The 17,703-nt window shown below is 61.6% G+C and carries 17 protein-coding genes; 12 read left to right on the forward strand and 5 right to left on the reverse strand.

Translation table 11 applies throughout. The annotated features are described in order from the left end of the window. The first annotated feature begins 20 nt into the window (after nt 1–20). The 8 genes from cpaB to C7U61_RS01050 all read left to right on the forward strand — a co-directional run bounded on the left by cpaB (nt 21) and on the right by C7U61_RS01050 (nt 8,822). Nucleotides 21–836 carry a Flp pilus assembly protein CpaB gene (cpaB, locus tag C7U61_RS01015; RefSeq protein WP_106996292.1) on the forward strand — a complete coding sequence of 272 codons (816 nt, stop codon included), beginning with the start codon at nt 21–23 and terminating at the stop codon, nt 834–836. Between the two features lie 14 nt (nt 837–850). After that, nucleotides 851–2,377 carry a type II and III secretion system protein family protein gene (locus C7U61_RS01020; RefSeq protein WP_106996293.1) on the forward strand — a complete coding sequence of 509 codons (1,527 nt, stop codon included), beginning with the start codon at nt 851–853 and terminating at the stop codon, nt 2,375–2,377. Between the two features lie 53 nt (nt 2,378–2,430). Next, on the forward strand, nt 2,431–3,183 hold the full coding sequence (locus C7U61_RS01025; protein ID WP_106996294.1) for a CpaD family pilus assembly protein: 753 nt from the start codon (nt 2,431–2,433) through the stop codon (nt 3,181–3,183). A gap of 31 nt (nt 3,184–3,214) precedes the next feature. Then, nucleotides 3,215–4,486, forward strand: coding sequence for a CpaE family protein (locus C7U61_RS01030; protein ID WP_106996295.1), 1,272 nt, complete (start codon nt 3,215–3,217; stop codon nt 4,484–4,486). Nucleotides 4,487–4,563: 77 nt separating this feature from the next. Then, complete coding sequence (locus tag C7U61_RS01035) at nt 4,564–6,045, forward strand: CpaF family protein (RefSeq protein ID WP_106996296.1); 1,482 nt, start codon at nt 4,564–4,566, stop codon at nt 6,043–6,045. Between the two features lie 8 nt (nt 6,046–6,053). Beyond that, a complete protein-coding gene (locus tag C7U61_RS01040; RefSeq protein WP_106996297.1) occupies nt 6,054–7,061 on the forward strand; it encodes a type II secretion system F family protein in 1,008 nt (335 codons plus the stop codon). A 22-nt stretch (nt 7,062–7,083) separates the two neighbouring features. Next, nucleotides 7,084–8,061 (forward strand): type II secretion system F family protein, encoded by a 978-nt coding sequence (locus C7U61_RS01045; protein WP_106996298.1) that lies wholly within the window; start codon nt 7,084–7,086, stop codon nt 8,059–8,061. A gap of 116 nt (nt 8,062–8,177) precedes the next feature. Beyond that, nucleotides 8,178–8,822, forward strand: coding sequence for a LysE family transporter (locus C7U61_RS01050; protein WP_106996299.1), 645 nt, complete (start codon nt 8,178–8,180; stop codon nt 8,820–8,822). A 92-nt stretch (nt 8,823–8,914) separates the two neighbouring features. Here the strand turns inward: C7U61_RS01050 and C7U61_RS01055 are convergent, their stop codons facing one another. Continuing rightward, entirely contained in the window at nt 8,915–9,745 is an 831-nt protein-coding gene (locus C7U61_RS01055; RefSeq protein ID WP_106996300.1) for a tetratricopeptide repeat protein, read from the reverse strand. A 150-nt stretch (nt 9,746–9,895) separates the two neighbouring features. On the opposite strand from C7U61_RS01055, the gene C7U61_RS01060 reads away from it, so the two are divergent. From C7U61_RS01060 to C7U61_RS01070, 3 genes are all read left to right on the forward strand, one after another. After that, a complete protein-coding gene (locus C7U61_RS01060) occupies nt 9,896–11,287 on the forward strand; it encodes a M17 family metallopeptidase (RefSeq protein ID WP_106996301.1) in 1,392 nt (463 codons plus the stop codon). A 300-nt stretch (nt 11,288–11,587) separates the two neighbouring features. After that, nucleotides 11,588–11,932, forward strand: coding sequence for a MarR family winged helix-turn-helix transcriptional regulator (locus tag C7U61_RS01065; RefSeq protein ID WP_106996889.1), 345 nt, complete (start codon nt 11,588–11,590; stop codon nt 11,930–11,932). A gap of 12 nt (nt 11,933–11,944) precedes the next feature. After that, on the forward strand, nt 11,945–12,805 hold the full coding sequence (locus C7U61_RS01070) for an NlpC/P60 family protein (RefSeq protein ID WP_181315780.1): 861 nt from the start codon (nt 11,945–11,947) through the stop codon (nt 12,803–12,805). A gap of 55 nt (nt 12,806–12,860) precedes the next feature. Here the strand turns inward: C7U61_RS01070 and C7U61_RS01075 are convergent, their stop codons facing one another. Next, nucleotides 12,861–13,787: a DMT family transporter gene (locus tag C7U61_RS01075; RefSeq protein ID WP_106996303.1), complete on the reverse strand. Its 927-nt coding sequence runs from the start codon at nt 13,785–13,787 to the stop codon at nt 12,861–12,863. Nucleotides 13,788–13,911: 124 nt separating this feature from the next. Between C7U61_RS01075 and C7U61_RS01080 the strand changes: the two genes are divergently transcribed. After that, complete coding sequence (locus C7U61_RS01080; RefSeq protein ID WP_106996304.1) at nt 13,912–14,391, forward strand: Lrp/AsnC family transcriptional regulator; 480 nt, start codon at nt 13,912–13,914, stop codon at nt 14,389–14,391. An 18-nt stretch (nt 14,392–14,409) separates the two neighbouring features. Here C7U61_RS01080 and C7U61_RS01085 read toward each other — a convergent pair whose 3' ends face one another. From C7U61_RS01085 to C7U61_RS01095, 3 genes are read right to left on the reverse strand one after another with little or no spacing between them, the layout of a single operon-like run. Further along, on the reverse strand, nt 14,410–15,801 hold the full coding sequence (locus C7U61_RS01085; RefSeq protein ID WP_106996305.1) for an amidase: 1,392 nt from the start codon (nt 15,799–15,801) through the stop codon (nt 14,410–14,412). Nucleotides 15,802–15,824: 23 nt separating this feature from the next. Next, a complete protein-coding gene (locus C7U61_RS01090; protein WP_106996306.1) occupies nt 15,825–16,691 on the reverse strand; it encodes an ABC transporter permease in 867 nt (288 codons plus the stop codon). Continuing rightward, nucleotides 16,688–17,641 (reverse strand): ABC transporter permease, encoded by a 954-nt coding sequence (locus C7U61_RS01095; protein ID WP_106996890.1) that lies wholly within the window; start codon nt 17,639–17,641, stop codon nt 16,688–16,690. Before C7U61_RS01095 ends, C7U61_RS01090 begins: the two co-directional genes overlap by 4 nt. Between the last annotated feature and the right edge of the window lie 62 nt (nt 17,642–17,703).

A 17,703-nucleotide genomic window follows, 5' to 3' on the forward strand; every position in this document is an offset into this window, starting at 1 on the left:
CTGTTCCTCAAGGAATGACCATGAAACCCGCTCGCATAATGATACTCGCTGTGGCAGCCGTCGCGGCCGGGATGGCCGGTCTGCTGGCGATGCGCCTGGCTAGTTCGCGCGATATCGTTCCCCAGCAGATCGCGGCGGTCGTTGAGAAGGAGGCGACGGTCAACGTCCTTGTTGCCGGTGCCAATCTGCCTGTCGGCGCACGTCTTAACGAACAGTCGGTCCATTGGATGCCTTGGCCTGAAAGCGGTCTGGTCAAAGGCCTCATCACGGAACGCGAACGACCCGATGCGCCGAAAGATCTGACCGGCGCGGTTGTTCGCCTCCCGATCTTCGAGGGCGAGCCCATTCGCGAGGAGAAGGTTGCCGATTCAAACAGCCGTATCCTTTCGTCCTTGCTGCCGGCGGGCAAGCGGGCGGTCGCAACGGAGATTTCCGTCTCCACAGGAGCCGGCGGCTTTATCCTTCCGAACGACCGCGTCGACGTGATCATGGTGCGCAAGGGCTCACAGCAGCAACTCGTCACCGAAACCGTGCTCAGCAACGTTCGCGTTTTGGCAGTCGATCAGCAGATCGAGGAAAAGCAGGACGGAAGCAAAGCCGTCGTCGGCGCAACCGCGACGCTGGAGCTGACGCCGGACCAGACGAAGGTCCTGGCGGTCGCTCATCAGATGGCCGATCGCTTGACATTGGCATTGCGCTCCGTTGCCGACGCACAGCAGCCCGATACGACGGCTGCCGATTATCTGCTGGCCGGCGACAATGGCGGCAGCATGATCCAGGTCATCAAATCGGGAGCGATCGTGACCGACGGCCCCACCGGGCCGAAGCCGCAGTGAGAAGGGGCGAGACCATGTTAAAGACAAGCAAGAAAGCCAGCCTGCCTCTCGCCTTTGGCCTCTCCTTCTCCGTTGCCTTTGCCGGGCTGCCTCTGGGCCCGGCCTTTCTGCGCGTGCCTCGGGCTTTCGCGGGCGGTTCGGATAGTATCGTGACCATAGCCGGCCTCGGCACGAAGCGCACTTTGAAGCTTGGTCTCAACAAGGCACTAGTCGTCGATCTGCCGGCCGATGCTCACGACATCCTTGTCTCCGATCCTAAGATGGCCGATGCGGTGACGCGAACCTCACGCCGCATCTATCTTTTCGGCAAGACTGTCGGCCAGACCAACATCTTCATCTTCGGTGCCGACGGCAAGGAGATCGTCAGCCTCGACCTCCAGATCGAGCGCGATATTGCTGGCCTGCAGGATAACATCAAGCGCTTCATCCCGGACTCCGATATCAACGTCGAGATCATCTCCGACAACATCGTCCTCACCGGCATCGTGCGCACGCCGCAGGATTCGATCCGCGCACAGCAGCTCGCCCAAGCCTTCCTCAAGGGAGGCGAAGCGACGACACGAAATCAGACCGCCTCCGGCAGCGGCGACAACAACGCAGTCGCCATTTTCGCCGAAGGGCGGCAGACTTCGCAGATCGTCAACATGCTGCAGATCGAAGGCGAGGATCAGGTGACGCTCAAGGTGACCGTCGCCGAAATCAAGCGCAGCGTCCTGAAGCAGATTGGTTTCGACAACCTGGTCAGCAATTCCTCTGGCCTGGGCGTCGCTCAACTCGGCAATATCGGAAACAGCGGAACCACAAATTTCCTGGGAGTAAACGGCGATCCCACAAACGCTACCGGGGCGGGTGGTATCTCGACACTCTTCAAATACGCGCTCGGCAAATACAATATCAGCACCTATCTGAATGCTCTCGAGCAGGCAGGTGCCGTGCGTACCTTGGCGGAGCCGACATTGACCGCCATTTCCGGACAGGCTGCCACCTTCAATTCCGGTGGTCAGACGCTCTATTCCACGACCGACAAGGACGGCAACACGACGATTACGCCCTATACCTATGGTATTACGCTGGCCTTCACGCCTGTGGTCCTGGCCGGTGGTCGCATCAGCCTGCATGTGCAGACGCAGGTCTCGGAACCCGTCGCATCGTCATCCACCCCGACCTACAACCAGCGTGCCGCCAATACTTCCGTCGAGCTGCCATCCGGGGGATCGATCGCGCTTGCCGGCTTGCTGAGCGATAACGTGCAGCAGACGACCTCGGGAACGCCGGGTGCATCGAAGATTCCGATCCTGGGTGCTCTGTTCCGTCAGAAGAGCTTCCAGCGGGATGAGAGCGAGCTGGTGATTATCGCGACACCCTATCTCGTGCGCCCCGTAGCGCGTAACAAGCTTGCCCGTCCCGACGACAATTTTTCTCCGACGAACGATGCCGGTGTCTTCTTTATGAACCGTGTCAACAAGATCTACGGCCGCAAGGATGGTCCGCCGGTCGCCGATGCCGATTTCCACGGCACAGTCGGCTTCATCTACAAGTGAGGAGCGGGAGCATGACGCCAGCCTTTTCAACGAGGGCAACGAGAGAGCAAGAGATGGCCAGCCTCGAACGCAATATACCCCGCGGTGCCCGGCCTATACCCTGCGGTGCCCGGCCTCGTTTTTCAAGATCGATGCTGATCCTCCCGACATTGGCGCTGATATCAGCCGTCAGCAGTTGCGCGGGCTCCCCAGATGGCATGACGACGAGCGCCCTCAGGGATGACTATCGCCAACGGCATCCCATCGTGCTCACCGAAAAGGAGCATAGCGTCGATATACCGGTCGCGGCCAGTGATCGGCACCTGACAACAGGCATGCGCGATTCGGTTCGGGGTTTCGTGCAAGATTATCGCGCCCATGCAAGCGGCACGGTGGAAATCCTGTCGCCGCGGCAATCGCCAAATGCCTTCGCCGCATCGGCGCTCGACTCGCAAATCCGTCGGGAGCTGGTCACGAACGGCATTCCGTCGGCGCGAATTGTCAACAGCTATTACCCGGCGGGCGGCCCGGGCGATGCTGCGCCGATCCGCCTGCGCTTTACCGCAACGACGGCGGCCACCAATGCCTGCGGCCAGTGGCCGGACGACCTTTCCGACAACGCTTTCGACAATCAGAACTATTATAATTTCGGCTGTGCGACGCAGCATAATCTGGCGGCGCAGGTCGCCAATCCGACCGATTTGATTTCGCCGCGCGCGATGACGCCGATCGATGCCGATCAGCGCAGCAAGGTCATCAGCGATTATCGCAGCGGCTCAACTCCGACCAGCACGGCGACGGTCGGCGGCTTCGGTAGCGGAAATTGAACGCAAGAGGCCGGCGGAACAGGATGAAATCATGAACGCCATCGAATACGATATCGGCTCGACTGCCTCGGAAGCGGAGGAAGTTTCGCGCTCGGGCAATCTCGACAATCTACGGCCGCTGCCGCGTATCTCCATACATGCCTTCTGCGAAAGCGAACAGTTGCAGCAGGTGATGGATCAGTGCGCCAACGATCGGCGCATGTCCAAGGTGAGCCTTCGCATCACCAGCGGCGGTGTCGCAGCCGCGGCGAATATGTTCTCCTCGGCGCCGACCCCCAATCTGATCATTCTGGAGACGCGCGCCGGTCCGCGCGATCTGCTGGCCGAACTCGAACCGCTCGCCGCCGTCTGCGATTCGAGCACCAAGGTCATCATCGTCGGCTATCACAACGATATTGGCCTTTACCGGGAACTCATCCGCAACGGTATCTCCGAATATGTCGTGCAACCGACCGATATGGTCGATCTGATGACGGCGATAGCGGCGATCTTCATCGATCCCGATGCCGAGCCGCTCGGGCGCAGCATCGCTTTCATCGGCGCCAAGGGCGGGGTGGGTGCATCCACCATCGCCCATAATTGCGCCTTCGGGATTTCAAGTCTTTTCTCCACCGAAACCATCCTTGCCGATCTCGATCTGCCCTACGGCACCGCCAATATCGATTTCGACCAGGATCCCGCGCAGGGGATCGCCGAAGCCGTCTATGCGCCGGAGCGTCTCGACGAGGTCTTTCTCGATCGGTTGCTGACCAAATGTTCCCAGCATCTCTCGCTGCTGGCGGCGCCCTCGATGCTGGATCGCGCCTATGATTTCGACGGGCAGGCTTTTCTGCCGGTGCTCGAAGTCCTCCAGCGCAGTGCCCCGGTCGCGGTTCTCGATGTGCCGCATGTCTGGACGGAATGGACGCGCTCGGTGCTTGGCGCGGTAGACGAGGTCGTCATTTGCGCCGCGCCCGATCTTGCCAATCTGCGCAACGCCAAGAACCTCATCGACGCTCTGCGCAAGTTGCGGCCCAACGACAAGGCGCCGCACCTCATTCTCAATCAGGTCGGCATGCCGAAGCGTCCGGAGATCAATCCTTCGGAGTTTTGCGCGCCGCTGGAGACGGACCCGATCGCCATCATCCCCTTCGACATCAACCTGTTCGGCAATGCCGCCAACAGCGGGCAGATGATCGCGGAAACCGATCCGAAGTCGCCGGTCGCGGAGACTTTCTCGCAGATAGCGCACATCGTCACCGGGCGTGTCGCTTTGAAGAAGGCTAGAAAGGGCGGTTTGCTTGGCCTTCTGAAACGAAAATGATCGTTCGATTTCGCACGGGCTTCCGAAGGCGATCTTTCATGAAGGCCGTGCAGCAGCAGTAGAAATGGATCAGAGAGATGTTTGGCAAGCGCGGAAATGAAGGTCCTGCAAAGAGCGGTGCGATGTCTCCGCCGGCGCCGGCGCGCGTGCCCGCCGCTGGCAGCGGGCCAACGGCACCGACCGTGCTGATAGAGCCGTCCCATGATTCCGCACAGCCGCGTCAGCAGGTCGTACCGCCGTCGATGCAGACGCCCAGCCGGCGTCGCGTGGCGCGCACGGAAGAATATTACGATACGAAATCGCAGGTCTTCTCCGCGCTGATCGACACGATCGACCTCTCGCAGCTTTCCAAGCTTGGCAACGAGGCCGCGCGCGAGGAAATCCGCGATATCGTCAACGATATCATCACGATCAAGAATTTCGCGATGTCGATCTCCGAGCAGGAGGAGTTGCTCGAGGACATCTGCAACGATGTGCTGGGCTATGGGCCGCTGGAGCCGCTTCTCGCCCGCGACGACATCGCCGACATCATGGTCAACGGCGCCGGCCAGACCTTCATCGAAGTCGGCGGCAAGACCGTCGAATCCGAAATCCGCTTCCGCGACAATGCGCAGCTCCTTTCCATCTGCCAGCGCATCGTCAGCCAGGTCGGCCGCCGCGTCGATGAATCCAGCCCCATCTGCGATGCGCGCCTTCCCGACGGTTCGCGCGTCAACGTCATCGCGCCGCCGCTGGCGATCGACGGTCCCGCGCTGACCATCCGTAAATTCAAGAAGGACAAGCTTACCCTCGACCAGCTCGTTCGTTTCGGCGCCATTACGCCCGAAGGCGCGACACTGCTGCAGATCATTGGCCGCGTGCGCTGCAATGTCGTCATTTCCGGCGGTACCGGTTCGGGCAAGACGACGCTTCTGAACTGCCTGACCAATTACATCGACCGCGACGAGCGCGTCATCACCTGCGAGGATACCGCCGAACTGCAGCTGCAGCAGCCGCATGTGGTGCGCCTGGAAACGCGCCCGCCCAACATCGAAGGCGAGGGCGAGATCACCATGCGCGATCTCGTCAAGAACTGCCTGCGCATGCGTCCCGAACGCATCATCGTCGGCGAAGTGCGCGGGCCGGAAGTTTTCGACCTGCTGCAGGCGATGAACACGGGTCATGACGGCTCGATGGGCACGATCCACGCCAATACGCCGCGCGAATGCCTGAGCCGTATCGAATCGATGATCGCGATGGGCGGCTTCAGCCTTCCGGCCAAGACCGTGCGCGAGATCGTTTCCACCTCGATCGACGTGATCATCCAGGCCGCCCGCCTGCGTGACGGCTCGCGGCGCATCACCCAGATCACGGAAGTCATCGGCATGGAAGGCGATGTGATCATCACGCAGGATCTGATGCGTTACGAGATCGAGGGCGAGGATGCGAACGGCCGGATCATCGGCCGGCATGTCTCCACCGGCATCGGCAAGCCGCATTTCTGGGATCGTGCCCGCTATTACAACGAGGAGCGGCGCCTCGCAGCCGCCCTCGATGAGATGGAACAGAAGGCGCAATAGGATTTACGATGTTCGGTATCGATCCGATAGTGCTGTTGATTGTGCTGCTGGCGGCGGTTTCCGCCGCCGCGGTATGCTACGGCATTCTCTATTCGCGGATCGAAACGCAGAAAAGGGCCGAAAGCCGGGTCAATCGGGTCAAGCAGGCCGAGACCGACCGGGTCAAGGTCAAGGCGGCGCGCGACCGCGTTCAGGAAATGTCCAAGCGCCGCAAATCGGTGCAGGATACGCTGAAGGATCTGGAGCGGCGGCAGTCGGAAAACACGAAAAAGAAGCAGTCGCTGAAAGCGCGTCTGGCGCAGGCGGATCTGCCTCTGACCCCGGCACGCTTCTATATTTTCAGCGCGTTGTTCGGCCTGTTCGTCATGCTGATCCTCTTCATTGCCGGAGCGCCTCCCCTCGTTATTCTGGGCATGCTCTTTGCATCCGTTTTCGGCCTGCCTCGCTGGGTCATAAGCTTCCTCATCAAGCGCCGGCGGAACAAATTTCTCGAGGAATTTCCGAACGCGCTCGATCTCATCACTCGCTCCCTTCGCTCGGGCCTGCCGCTCAACGATGCGGTACGGCTGGTGGCCGGCGAGGCGCGCGAGCCGGTCAAGACGGAATTCCGCCGCGTGGTCGAGGCCCAGCAGGTCGGTCTCAGCATGTCTGAGGCCTGCACCCGCATGACGAACCATATGCCGCTGCAGGAGGTGAGTTTCTTCGCGATCGTCATCGCCATTCAGGCGCAGGCCGGCGGCAACCTGTCGGAAGCGCTCGGCAACCTCTCGAAGGTGCTGCGCGAACGCAAGAAAATGAAGGCGAAGGTCAAGGCGCTGTCGATGGAAGCAAAGGCATCCGCCGTCATCATCGGCGCTTTGCCCTTCATCGTCATGCTGCTCGTTTACCTGACGTCGCCGCAATACATGATGATCCTGTTCGCCGATCCGCGCGGCCATCTGATCTTGCTCGGAGCCGGCATCTGGATGTCGATCGGCATCTTCATCATGCGCAACATGGTCAATTTCGAGATCTGAGCGGGAAGGAGCCGCGTAGCCCATGTCCGATCTCGCTGCCCGTTTAACCGATCCCGGCACGCTGATTGCCGTGGCGGTTGCCATTGCCGTTTTCGCCACCTTCTATACGATCGCGATACCGCTGCTGGAGCGCGGCGATCTCAGCAAGCGCATGAAGGCCGTGTCGACCGAGCGCGAACAGATCCGTGCGCGCGAGCGGGCACGGCTGAATGCGGAAGGCGGCAAGGCATCGCTGCGCAGCCACAACAATCGAAACGTCAGACAGATCGTCGAGCGGTTCAACCTGCGCAACGCGCTTGTCGATGCCAATACCGTCAATCGCTTGCGGTCTGCCGGCCTGCGGTCGGAAAATGCGCTCAACATGTTCCTGCTGGCGCGGTTCCTGCTGCCCTTCGTGTTTCTGGCGGTGGCGATCGTCGTCGTCTTCGTTCTCGGCTGGTTCGCCGCAAAGCCTTTGCCGATCCGCCTGCTTGGTGTCATCGGCTTCGCCTATGTGGGCTTCTATGCTCCGAACATCTACATCTCCAATCTGGTGACCAAGCGCCAGAAGTCGATCAAGCGCGCCTGGCCCGATGCTCTCGACCTGATGCTGATCTGCGTGGAGTCGGGCATTTCCATCGAGGCAGGCATGCATCGCGTGTCCGAGGAAATGGCGGAGCAATCCCCAGCACTTGCCGAGGAAATGGTGCTGACCACGGCCGAGCTCTCCTTCCTGCAGGACCGCCGCATCGCCTTCGACAATCTCGCTGCCCGTACGCAGATCGAGCTCGTCAAATCGGTGACGCAGGCGCTCATCCAGGCCGAACGCTATGGTACGCCGCTCTCGCAGGCGCTGCGCGTCATGGCGCAGGAGGGCCGTGACGAACGCATGAACGAGGCGGAAAAGAAAGCTGCCGCGCTGCCGCCGAAGCTCACCGTGCCGATGATCATCTTCTTCCTGCCCGTCTTGATGGCCGTGATTCTCGGACCTGCAATCATCCAGGCGATGGACAAGTTCTGAGCTGCCTGCTTGCCCACGGCGGCGGACATGGTTATGTCATGCAATATCGCCGATTGCGTCGGAGTATCTTCCGGAAAACGCAAGTCGTTCGCATCGGGCGCCCTTGGAGGTCGCGCATGTCATCCCTGGCAATATTTTTCAGCGTCATAGCCGCCGTCTTTATCGGGGCCGTAAGTCCCGGCCCAAGTTTCGTGCTCGTTTCGCGCATTGCCGTTTCGCGCTCGCGCAAGGCGGGACTTGCCGCGGCTTTCGGCATGGGAACCGGCAGCGTCATTTTCGCGACCCTGGCCCTGTTTGGCCTCAGTGCGTTGCTGATGAAAGTCGAATGGCTGTATCTCGCACTGAAAATCGGCGGCGGCCTCTATCTGATCTACGTCGGTATCCGCATCTGGCGCAGCGCGGCGGACGATCTTCCGATCGACGCGCCGGCAACGCCGGTGGAGGGTGGCGTGGTGCGCAACTTCCTCTTCGCGTTAGGCACGCAGCTCAGCAATCCAAAGACGGCCATTTTCTACGGCAGTATCTTCGCCGCACTCCTGCCGGCTGCTCCGGCTGCCTGGCTGCTCTTTACGGTTCCGCCCGCAGTCTTCCTGGTCGAGGTTGGCTGGTATACCGTAGTGACGCTGGCTTTCTCCTCCAACCGTCCGCGTGCACTTTATGTCGGATCAAAGCTCTGGATCGACAGGGTAGCGGGTGCCGTCATCGGCGCTCTCGGAGCACGGCTTGTTGCCGAGGGGCTGCCGCGTCACTTATGGCGTTAAGTGTCTGGAGCTGCCGAGCATACGCCTGAATTGGCGCGCGGCGTCTATCCGAAAGTTGTGCGAGGAGGGCGTCATGGCTGCTCTGCGCAGCCTTATTGTTGTGCGACTTTCCTGCGGTCGCCGCTGGCGGCAAGCTTCTGCCAGGAGTTCTGCTGCGCCAGCATGCCGCGCAGATAGGCGACATTGGCGTTTGCCTGTTGCGGCGTCAGTTCCTGCCGCGCAATTTGTTCGGCTTCCGCAAAGCGGCCTTGCAGGCCGACAACCAATGCCAGATTCTGCCGTACGCGGCTATCGGAGCCCGGCTGCGAAACGGCCGTGCGGAGATAGTTTTCCGCATTCTTGAGATCGCCGGTCAGCACATAGGACATGCCGAGATTGGAAAGGACGGTCGGCTCGTTGGGAGCCAGCATCAGCGCATCCCGATATTTGGCCCGTGCGTCCTGGGAGCGTCCAAGCTGATCGAGGATAGCGCCCTGCGCCGAAACAAGGCGCCAGTCCGGCCGATCCGGAAGCTGGGCGCGGTCGATGGTCGAAAGGGCCTCCTCGAGCTGGCCTGCCGCCGCTTGGGCCTTGCCGTAGGCCGCCAGCACGCCGCGATCGTTCGGATTGGCGATCGCCACCTGCTGCATGACGGCGAGCGCCTGGTCGTTGCGGCCGCTCATGCGCAACGCATTGGCGTAGCTGACGCCGGCATCGCGATCCTTGGGATTGGCATCATAGGCCTTGCCGAACGTTGCCGTCGCCTGAGCGAGTTCGGTGCTGTTCATCGTATCGAGAGATTTCGATGTCTTGGGGACCGAGCCCGTCGTCATCCTGTCCTGTCCGGTCGTCGAGCAGCTTGCGAGCGCGAGCGCCAGAAGCGCGGCCGAAGCTCCCCGGAAAAGAAAGATTCTGAATGAAGACGCAGCTGAGACGGCGGGCATGACGCTTATCCCTGAATTCCTATAGTCTTGCGCCCGGCCTAGAATCGGAACAGGGAAAGGTTCGACGCAATGTTCGCTCCAGCAATAATCTGTTAACCCTAACAGACGGTTAACTCTCGATTCCTCCAAGTCACCCGCCAAAGGATAGTCATGGCCCCCTTTCAATTCATCGAGCGCGCGACGCCCTTCAATTCGAAAGGTGGCGCGACCCTGCCGATCTTTGCCGTCACTCCGGCGCATATCGAGACGGGCACCATCGATCCTATCGCGCTCGATTGGGCACGCAGGGCGGGTTACAAGGCCGAAAGCGGTTCGCTGTTGCTGATCCCCACCGCTGAGGGGCATCTGGGCGGCGCTCTCTTTGGCCTCGGCTCCAATCCCTCGGAACAACCCTTCCTCACAGGCAAGCTGGCGCGCAGCTTGCCGGCCGGCGACTGGCATATCGAGACGGCACCCTTGACGGCAAATCGGCTCTCGCTTGGCTTCGGCCTCGGCAGCTACCGTTTCGATCGTTATAAGTCCGAAAAAGCCGCGGCACCGACACTGATGATCCCTCGCGATGCCGATGCCGCCGATATCAAGCGCCAGCTTGCAGGCGTTTTCCTGGCCCGCGATCTCATCAACACGCCGACCAACGACATGGGGCCGGAACAGCTCGAAGCCGTCTTCCGCGCACTTGCGGTGCATTACAAGGCGGATATGTCCGTCATCATCGGCGACGATTTGCTCAAGGAGAATTTCCCGCTGGTTCATACGGTGGGGCGTGCGAGCGCCGATGCGCCGCGCCTTCTGGAGATGCGCTGGGGCAAGAAGGGCCATCGCCGCATCACGCTGGTCGGCAAGGGCGTGTGCTTCGACACCGGTGGCCTCGATATCAAGCCGGCATCCTCGATGCTGCTCATGAAGAAGGACATGGGTGGCGCCGCCAATGTCATGGGGCTGGCGCTGATGATCATGGACGCCAAGCTCAAGGTCGATCTTCGCGTCATCATTCCCGTCGTCGAGAACTCGATCTCGGCCAATGCGTTCCGTCCCGGCGATATCTACAGGAGCCGCAAGGGCCTGACCGTGCAGATCGACAATACGGACGCCGAGGGCCGGCTGATCCTCGCCGATGCGCTCGCCTATGCCGACGAGGACGCGCCGGACCTGATGATCGACATGGCGACATTGACGGGCGCGGCCCGCGTTGCGCTCGGCCCCGATCTGCCGCCCTTCTTCACCGACGATAGCGAACTTGCCAACGATCTTACGGAAGCGAGCCTGGAGACGGATGATCCGCTGTGGCGGATGCCGCTCTATATGGGCTACGACAAGGATATCCGCACCAAATTCGCCGATATAACCAACGCCCCGGCCGGTGGCATGGCCGGCTCCATTACGGCTGCCCTGTTCCTCAAGCGCTTCGTAACGAAGACGCCGAGCTGGGTCCATTTCGATATTTTCGGGTGGGCGCCGAGCGAGCGGCCGCATTCACCCGGCGGCGGTGAGGCGCAGGCGATCCGGGCGCTATATCACTATATCAGGCAGAGCGTGCGATAGGGGCTATAGTCCCATCTCCCCGCATGTGGCGAGAGGGTTAGGGTGAGGGGCCAGGCATAGGAGCGTCACAGCGACGAACCGACCTGACCACTACGAATAGTAGTCCGAAAAGACGAAGATTTTGATTTTTCGGCTGCTTTCGGGAAAGCCCCTCATCCGAGCCTCCCTTTCGCTTCGCTCAATGTCTCGATCCCACCTTCTCCCCGCACTGCGGGGACAAGGTGTTGGTGAATTCCCCTTGAAACCGCCACGATCTTGGCCGAAACTGGAACGGCAGCGTAACGAATTTCGGGGTTGCCCTTGCCGCTTGAACTCACCGCCTCGCAGGCTCTCGGCCTCTGGCATGGCGTGACGCTTGCTCAGGTGCGCCGCGAGGATCATGATTTGACGCTTCGGCAGACGGCAATTCTGCTGCAGATCTATCTTGTGCCGCCGCCTCATACCGTGCGCGGTCTGGCCGCAACCCTGGGCGTTACCAAGCCGGTCATCACCCGGGCGCTTGACACCATGGGAGAGATGGGGTTGGTCGACCGCGTGCGCGATGACCGCGATCGCCGCAATGTCATCATTAAGCGAACAGTCACCGGCGCGCTCTATCTTGAAAAACTCGGCGATCTCATCATCGAGCATGGCCGAAAATTATAATCCGGGGATTTCATCATGATGCTCGACCGCCGTCTCAATGCTTTCAGGCCTGATCTCGCCGAGGCTTCTCTCAAGGGCAAGGTCGAGGCCGAGCGCTTCGTCGATGGTACTGGCGCACGCGTTGCCGTGCCGGTCATTGCGCTCCGGCCGAAGCCGGATCTCGCCTCGGGCAGCATCGACACCGAGCTGCTGATGGGCGAAGAGGTGGCGATATTCGAGCGCCGCGACGGGTGGTGCTGGGTCAAGGCTCTGTCCGACGGTTACGTCGGCTATCTCCCGGAAACGGCCATCAAGGAGGGTGCGGCGGCCCCGACCCACATCGTCGTCCCCCAGCGCACCTTCCTCTATCCTGAGCCGGAGCTGCGCAAGCCGCATGCTGCAACCCTCTCCATGGGCAGCCTCGTGCATGTGACCGGTACGGCGGAGGCGCGGGGCAATCATTATGTCGTGCTGGAGGATGGAACCGCCATTTTCGCCAAACATGTCCAGCCCATCGGCTATAACAAGGGCGGCGACTTTGTCGATGTCGCCTTGCGCTTCCTGGAGACGCCCTATCTCTGGGGTGGCCGCTCGGGCCTCGGTATCGATTGTTCCGGCCTCGTGCAGTTGGCGCTGTCGATGACGGGCCGTGCCGCACCGCGCGATACCGACATGCAGGCCGCCGGCCTCGGTCAGCCGATCGAACGCGAGGAGCTGAAGCGCGGCGATTTCGTCTTCTGGAAAGGGCATGTCGCGATCATGGAAGATCCGGAAACAATCGTCCATGCCAACGGCCATACCATGACCGTCGCCCGGGAGAATTTTGCCGCCGCCATCGAACGCATCGGTTGGCTCTATGAGCGGCCGACCGGCTATCGCCGTTTCATCGACTGATCGCGCTCCGAAACACTGTAGCGACAACCCTTCCAGCATTTGCCGCGGCAGCAGTCTACGGCGTGCGCGGACGCGCGATCCAGATGCCGGCGACGATGACGATGCCGCCAAGCGCCTGCAGCAGCGTGACGTTTTCGCCGAACAGGAACCAGGCGAAAAGGGCGGCCGCGATCGATTCCAGGAAAATGACGAGCGAAGAGAATACGGTCGGCAATCGTCCGAGCGCCACCGAAAGCAGTCCCTGTCCACCGGCATGGCTGATGAGGCCGAGCGCCAGGAGCACGCTCCATCCCGAGATCGACTGCGGCAGGATACGCGGTTCGAAGAAGAAGGCGATCACGAACAGGATCGCCGAGGTTATGACGCTTAATTCGAAAGTGACGCGCGCGGCATTGGTCCCAGGACGCGCGGCACCGACCGCCAAGAAATAAAGGCCGAAGAAGGCGCCGGTGATGATGGCGAGAGCATCGCCGACGGCGCGGTCCGGATTGAATGCCAGGTTTTGGACGACGAGCGCCGTGCCGCCCGCAAGGCAGACGAGGAGACCGAGAAGAGTGGCGCGGCCGACACGCTGTCTCAAGAGAAGCCAGCCGAAGATGACGACCCAGAGCGGCGCCATCGTCGCGAAGAAGGTGGCGTTGGCAATCGTCGTCCGCATGATCGAGAGATGCCAGAAGAACAGGTCGCCCGTGAAGGCAATGCCGGCAAGGATCGTCGGTATCGCAAAGCTGGAGCGAGGCGCATCGGGCTCCGCCGCCTCACCATATCGCATCCATATCCAAAGGACCGGCAGCGCCAGAAAGACACGCCAGAAGGCGCTGGCGAAAGGCCCGACATCGGCAAGACGCACGAGGCTCGGAGAAATGCTCATGGCCAGCGCCGCGAGGATCATCGCCACAACGCCAAGAAGAAAACCCTTCGTATCTTCGGTTTCACCAAGGCTCGCGCTGCGCATATCGTATTCGGTGTCCGGCTGTGACATTCTCGTGCCTTTGCAAATCAGATGATGTGTGGCGCAAAGCTAGTACATAGGAAAAGAGGACTTGGCTCCATTATGACCGGTTTCATGCAATTTTGTTTCTTCTTTGCGATAGGGATGTTTTGAAATGCGCAAACGCGCCGATCTCGATAGGTTCGACTTGGCAATCCTCGAGGTTGTTCAACGGGACAGCACGGTTCCGCAACGGGAGATCGGTGAACGGATCAATCTGTCGGCGCCCGCCGTGCAGCGGCGCATCAAGCGCATGCAGGAAAGTGGCGTCATTCAGGCCAATATCGCGGTCGTCGATCCGGCGGCCGTGGGCCTGCCGATCACCATCGTCGTCGAGGTGCATATCGCAAACGAGCGGTACGACCTGATCAACACCATCAAACGTAGCTTCCTCGAAGCGCCGGAAGTCCAGCAATGCTACGGTGTCACCGGCGAGGCCGACTTCGTGCTCATCATCGTCGTCCCCAGCATGTCCGCCTATGAGGACGTTGCCCGACGTCTGTTCTACGACAATCCGAATGTCACGAAATTCAAGTCACTTGTGACCATGGACCGGGTGAAGGTCAGTCTGTCCGTGCCGTTGTCCCTGGACTAGCTGGCCTTCAAGCTCGGTTCACGCAGGCCGCTTCGGCCAGTTCGTCACGCCGCCGCTCCAGTCCTCGAAGGCCTTCGAGAGGCGAAGCACCAGCATGTCGCCGAAACGCGGGCCGATGATCTGCACGCCGATCGGCATGCCGGAGCGGGAGAAGCCGCAATTGATCGACGCAGCCGGCTGTTCCGACATGTTCCACGGAACGGTGAAGGCAATGTGCTCGAAAGGCCGCGCAGGATCGTTGGTGGGCGAAGCCCATTCGGCGGGATAGGAGACGATCGGATTGGTCGGCGAAAGGACGGCATCGACCTCTGCGAAGAGCTTGGCGCAGCTCTTGCGCATCTCGTAGGTCTGGTTGAAGCCGCGAACGGCGTCGACGCCGCTGATATCGGCGCCGCCCTGCGCCCAGCTGTATATATAGGGCAGAATGCTGTTGCGGCGTTCCTCGTTCAAGGCCGTGATGTCGCCCCAGAAGCGCGCACGCCAGAAAGCGTCGAGGCCATCCAGCATCTGTCTGGTCAGCACCGGTGCAACGTCGATGACGATGGCACCTGCCTCTTCGAAACGCTTGGCGGCAGCAATGACCGCATCGCGTATCTCGTCCTCGACAGGCAGACCGCAGCCGGCGTCCAGTATGAGGCCGATCTTCATGCCGCGGATGTCGATATCGAGATCCATCCAGTCGATCTCATTTGGCGGCAGGCTGGTGCTGTCGCGCCAGTCTTGCCGCGAGAGCGTCGCCATGGAAAAGGCGGCATCCTCCACCGTCCGAGTCATCGGGCCGGCGCAGCGCCCGAGATAATAGGGATCGATCGGAATGCGGCCATTGCTCGGCTTGAAGCCGAAAATGCCGGTCCATCCTGCCGGCAGGCGTATCGAGCCGCCGATATCGGTGCCGATATGCAGCGGCCCGTAGCCGGCCGCCGCGGCGGCGGACGCACCGGCACTGGAGCCGCCCGGATTTTGGCTGGGGTCCCAGGGGTTGCGGCTGAGCTTGTGAAAGCTCGAAAGGCCGGATGAGAGCATGCCGTAATCGGGGCAGGTGGTTTTGGCGAAAATCACCGCGCCGTCCTCGCGCATCCGGGCGGCGATCGGAGCATCCTCGGCAGCAGGGATCAGATCGACGGCCGCCGTGCCGAGCGGCACCGGCTGACCTTTGGTGGCGATCAGCTCCTTCAGCGTCACCGGAATCCCATCCAGGGTTCCGAGCGGCGCGCCTTTCGCCCAGCGCTCCGTAGAGGCGGCGGCCTGCTTGCGGGCATCCTCGGGATCATAGGCATAGAGAGCAGCAATAGTCGGCTCCCATGCTTCGATATGCTTCTCGAGCGCCAGCCAGTATTCGCTGGGAGACAGGCTCTTGTCGGCAAATTGGCGCCTGAGGTCCCGGATGGAAAGGTCGGTAGCTTCGGTCATGATCCAAACTCTTCATATCTCAATCAGCGTGTCGCCTCGCGGGGGTCGAGGAGATCGCGCAGCCCGTCGCCGAGCAGGTTGAAGCCGAGCACGCAGAGCGCGATGGCAAGTCCCGGCAACAGGGCGAGCCACGGCGCGGCGTGGAAATAGGTCTGCGCATCGGCCAGCATCCGTCCCCAGGTCGGGGCCGGCGGCGGTACGCTCAAGCCCAGGAAAGCGAGTCCGGCCTCCGTCAGGATCGCAAGGCCGAGCTGGATCGTCGCCTGGGCGATGATGCTGCCCATGATGTTGGGCAGGACATGGCGGCGCGTGATGGAAAGCTGCGTATTGCCGATGGCGCGCGCCGCCAGCACATAGTCGCGGCTCCAGGCCTGCAAGGCGGACCCGAGCGCGACCCGGGCAAAGACCGGCACCATGAAAACCGCGATGGCGATGATTGCCGTTGAGCGGCCGGTCCCAAGAAATGCACCGAGGATCATGGCCGAAAGGATCGGCGGCAGGGCGAAGATCACGTCGCAGGCGCGCATCACGAGCGCCTCGAACAGGCCGCGTTGGGCTGCGGCGGAAACGCCGATGATCGTTCCGATCGTTCCGCCGATAGCGACCGATGACACGGAGATGGAAAGCGAATTCCAGCAGCCTGCCATCAGCATCGACAGGACGTCGCGGCCGATCTGATCTGTGCCGAGAAGCCCGAAGCCGAAGGGCGGCTGCAGTTTGTGGAGAATCTGCATCTTCGCCGGCGGCACCGGCGTCCAGAACAGAGAGAGGATGGCGACGCCGACAAGAGCGAGGATGATGAGGGCGCCGAGGATGAGATTCATCCGCCGCAGCGCCCGGAAACGGCGGCGGGAAGACGGCGCGGCACCTCTGGTCTCGACTGCAGTCATTGCGCACCTCCCGCTCGCAATCGCGGATCGATGGCGAGATAGGAGAGATCCACCACAAAGTTCACGACGATGACGAGGCCGGCGAAGAACAGCACGACATCCTGCAGAACGATGATGTCGCGCTGGCTGAGCGCCTGATAGGCGAGGCGGCCAAGCCCGGGCAGGGTGAAGACGTTCTCAATCAGCACGGCACCGGCGACCAGAAAGGTGAATTGCAGCCCGAGAATGGTCAGCACCGGCACCAGCGCATTCGGCACCACATGTCCCCAGAGGACGCGGCTGCGCGACAGACCCTTGGCGATCGCGGTACGTGCAAAATCCTCATGCAGCGTGTCGAGCACGGCCGAGCGCGTCACGCGGGTCAGCACCGCCGCCTGTGGCAGCGCAAGCGCGATCGCGGGCAGTACCAAAGATTTCAAGGAGGGCCAGAATCCGCTGCCCCAACCGGGAAAGCCGCCGGCCGGCATCCAGCCGAGCGAGGTGGCAAACAGAAGCACCAGCAAGAGCCCGACCCAGAAGCCCGGGACGGCAATGCCCATCTGCGAAAACAGCATGGCGACGATATCGAAGAAGCCGCCGCGTCTTGCGGCAGCCGCAGCGCCGAGCGGCACGGCGACAAGAACCGACAACAGGATGGCAAGCAGCGCAAGCGGCAGGGTAACGGCAAGCCGCTCGGCAATCAGGCCGGCGACCGGCACGCCGTAAGTGTAGGATTTGCCGAGATCGCCCGTCAGCGCGCCGACAAGCCATTGCCCGTAGCGCACGATCAGCGGCTGATCGAGTCCCATATCATGACGGAGCGCCGCCAGCGTTTCCGGCGCCGCCGAAGTGCCGAGCGTGATCGCGGCCGGGTCGCCCGGCAGCAGCGCCATGACGGCAAAGACAAGCAGCGAGACCGCGATCAGCGTCAGCACAAGTCCGAGAATCCGGCGGGTGAGCAGTACGATCATAGCAAGTCCATGGCCGATCATGCCCGGCATCGAAATGGTTGGCTTCGAAATGGTTCGCGGCG

Source organism: Rhizobium sp. JAB6 (assembly GCF_003024605.1).
Taxonomy (GTDB): Bacteria; Pseudomonadota; Alphaproteobacteria; order Rhizobiales; family Rhizobiaceae; genus Rhizobium.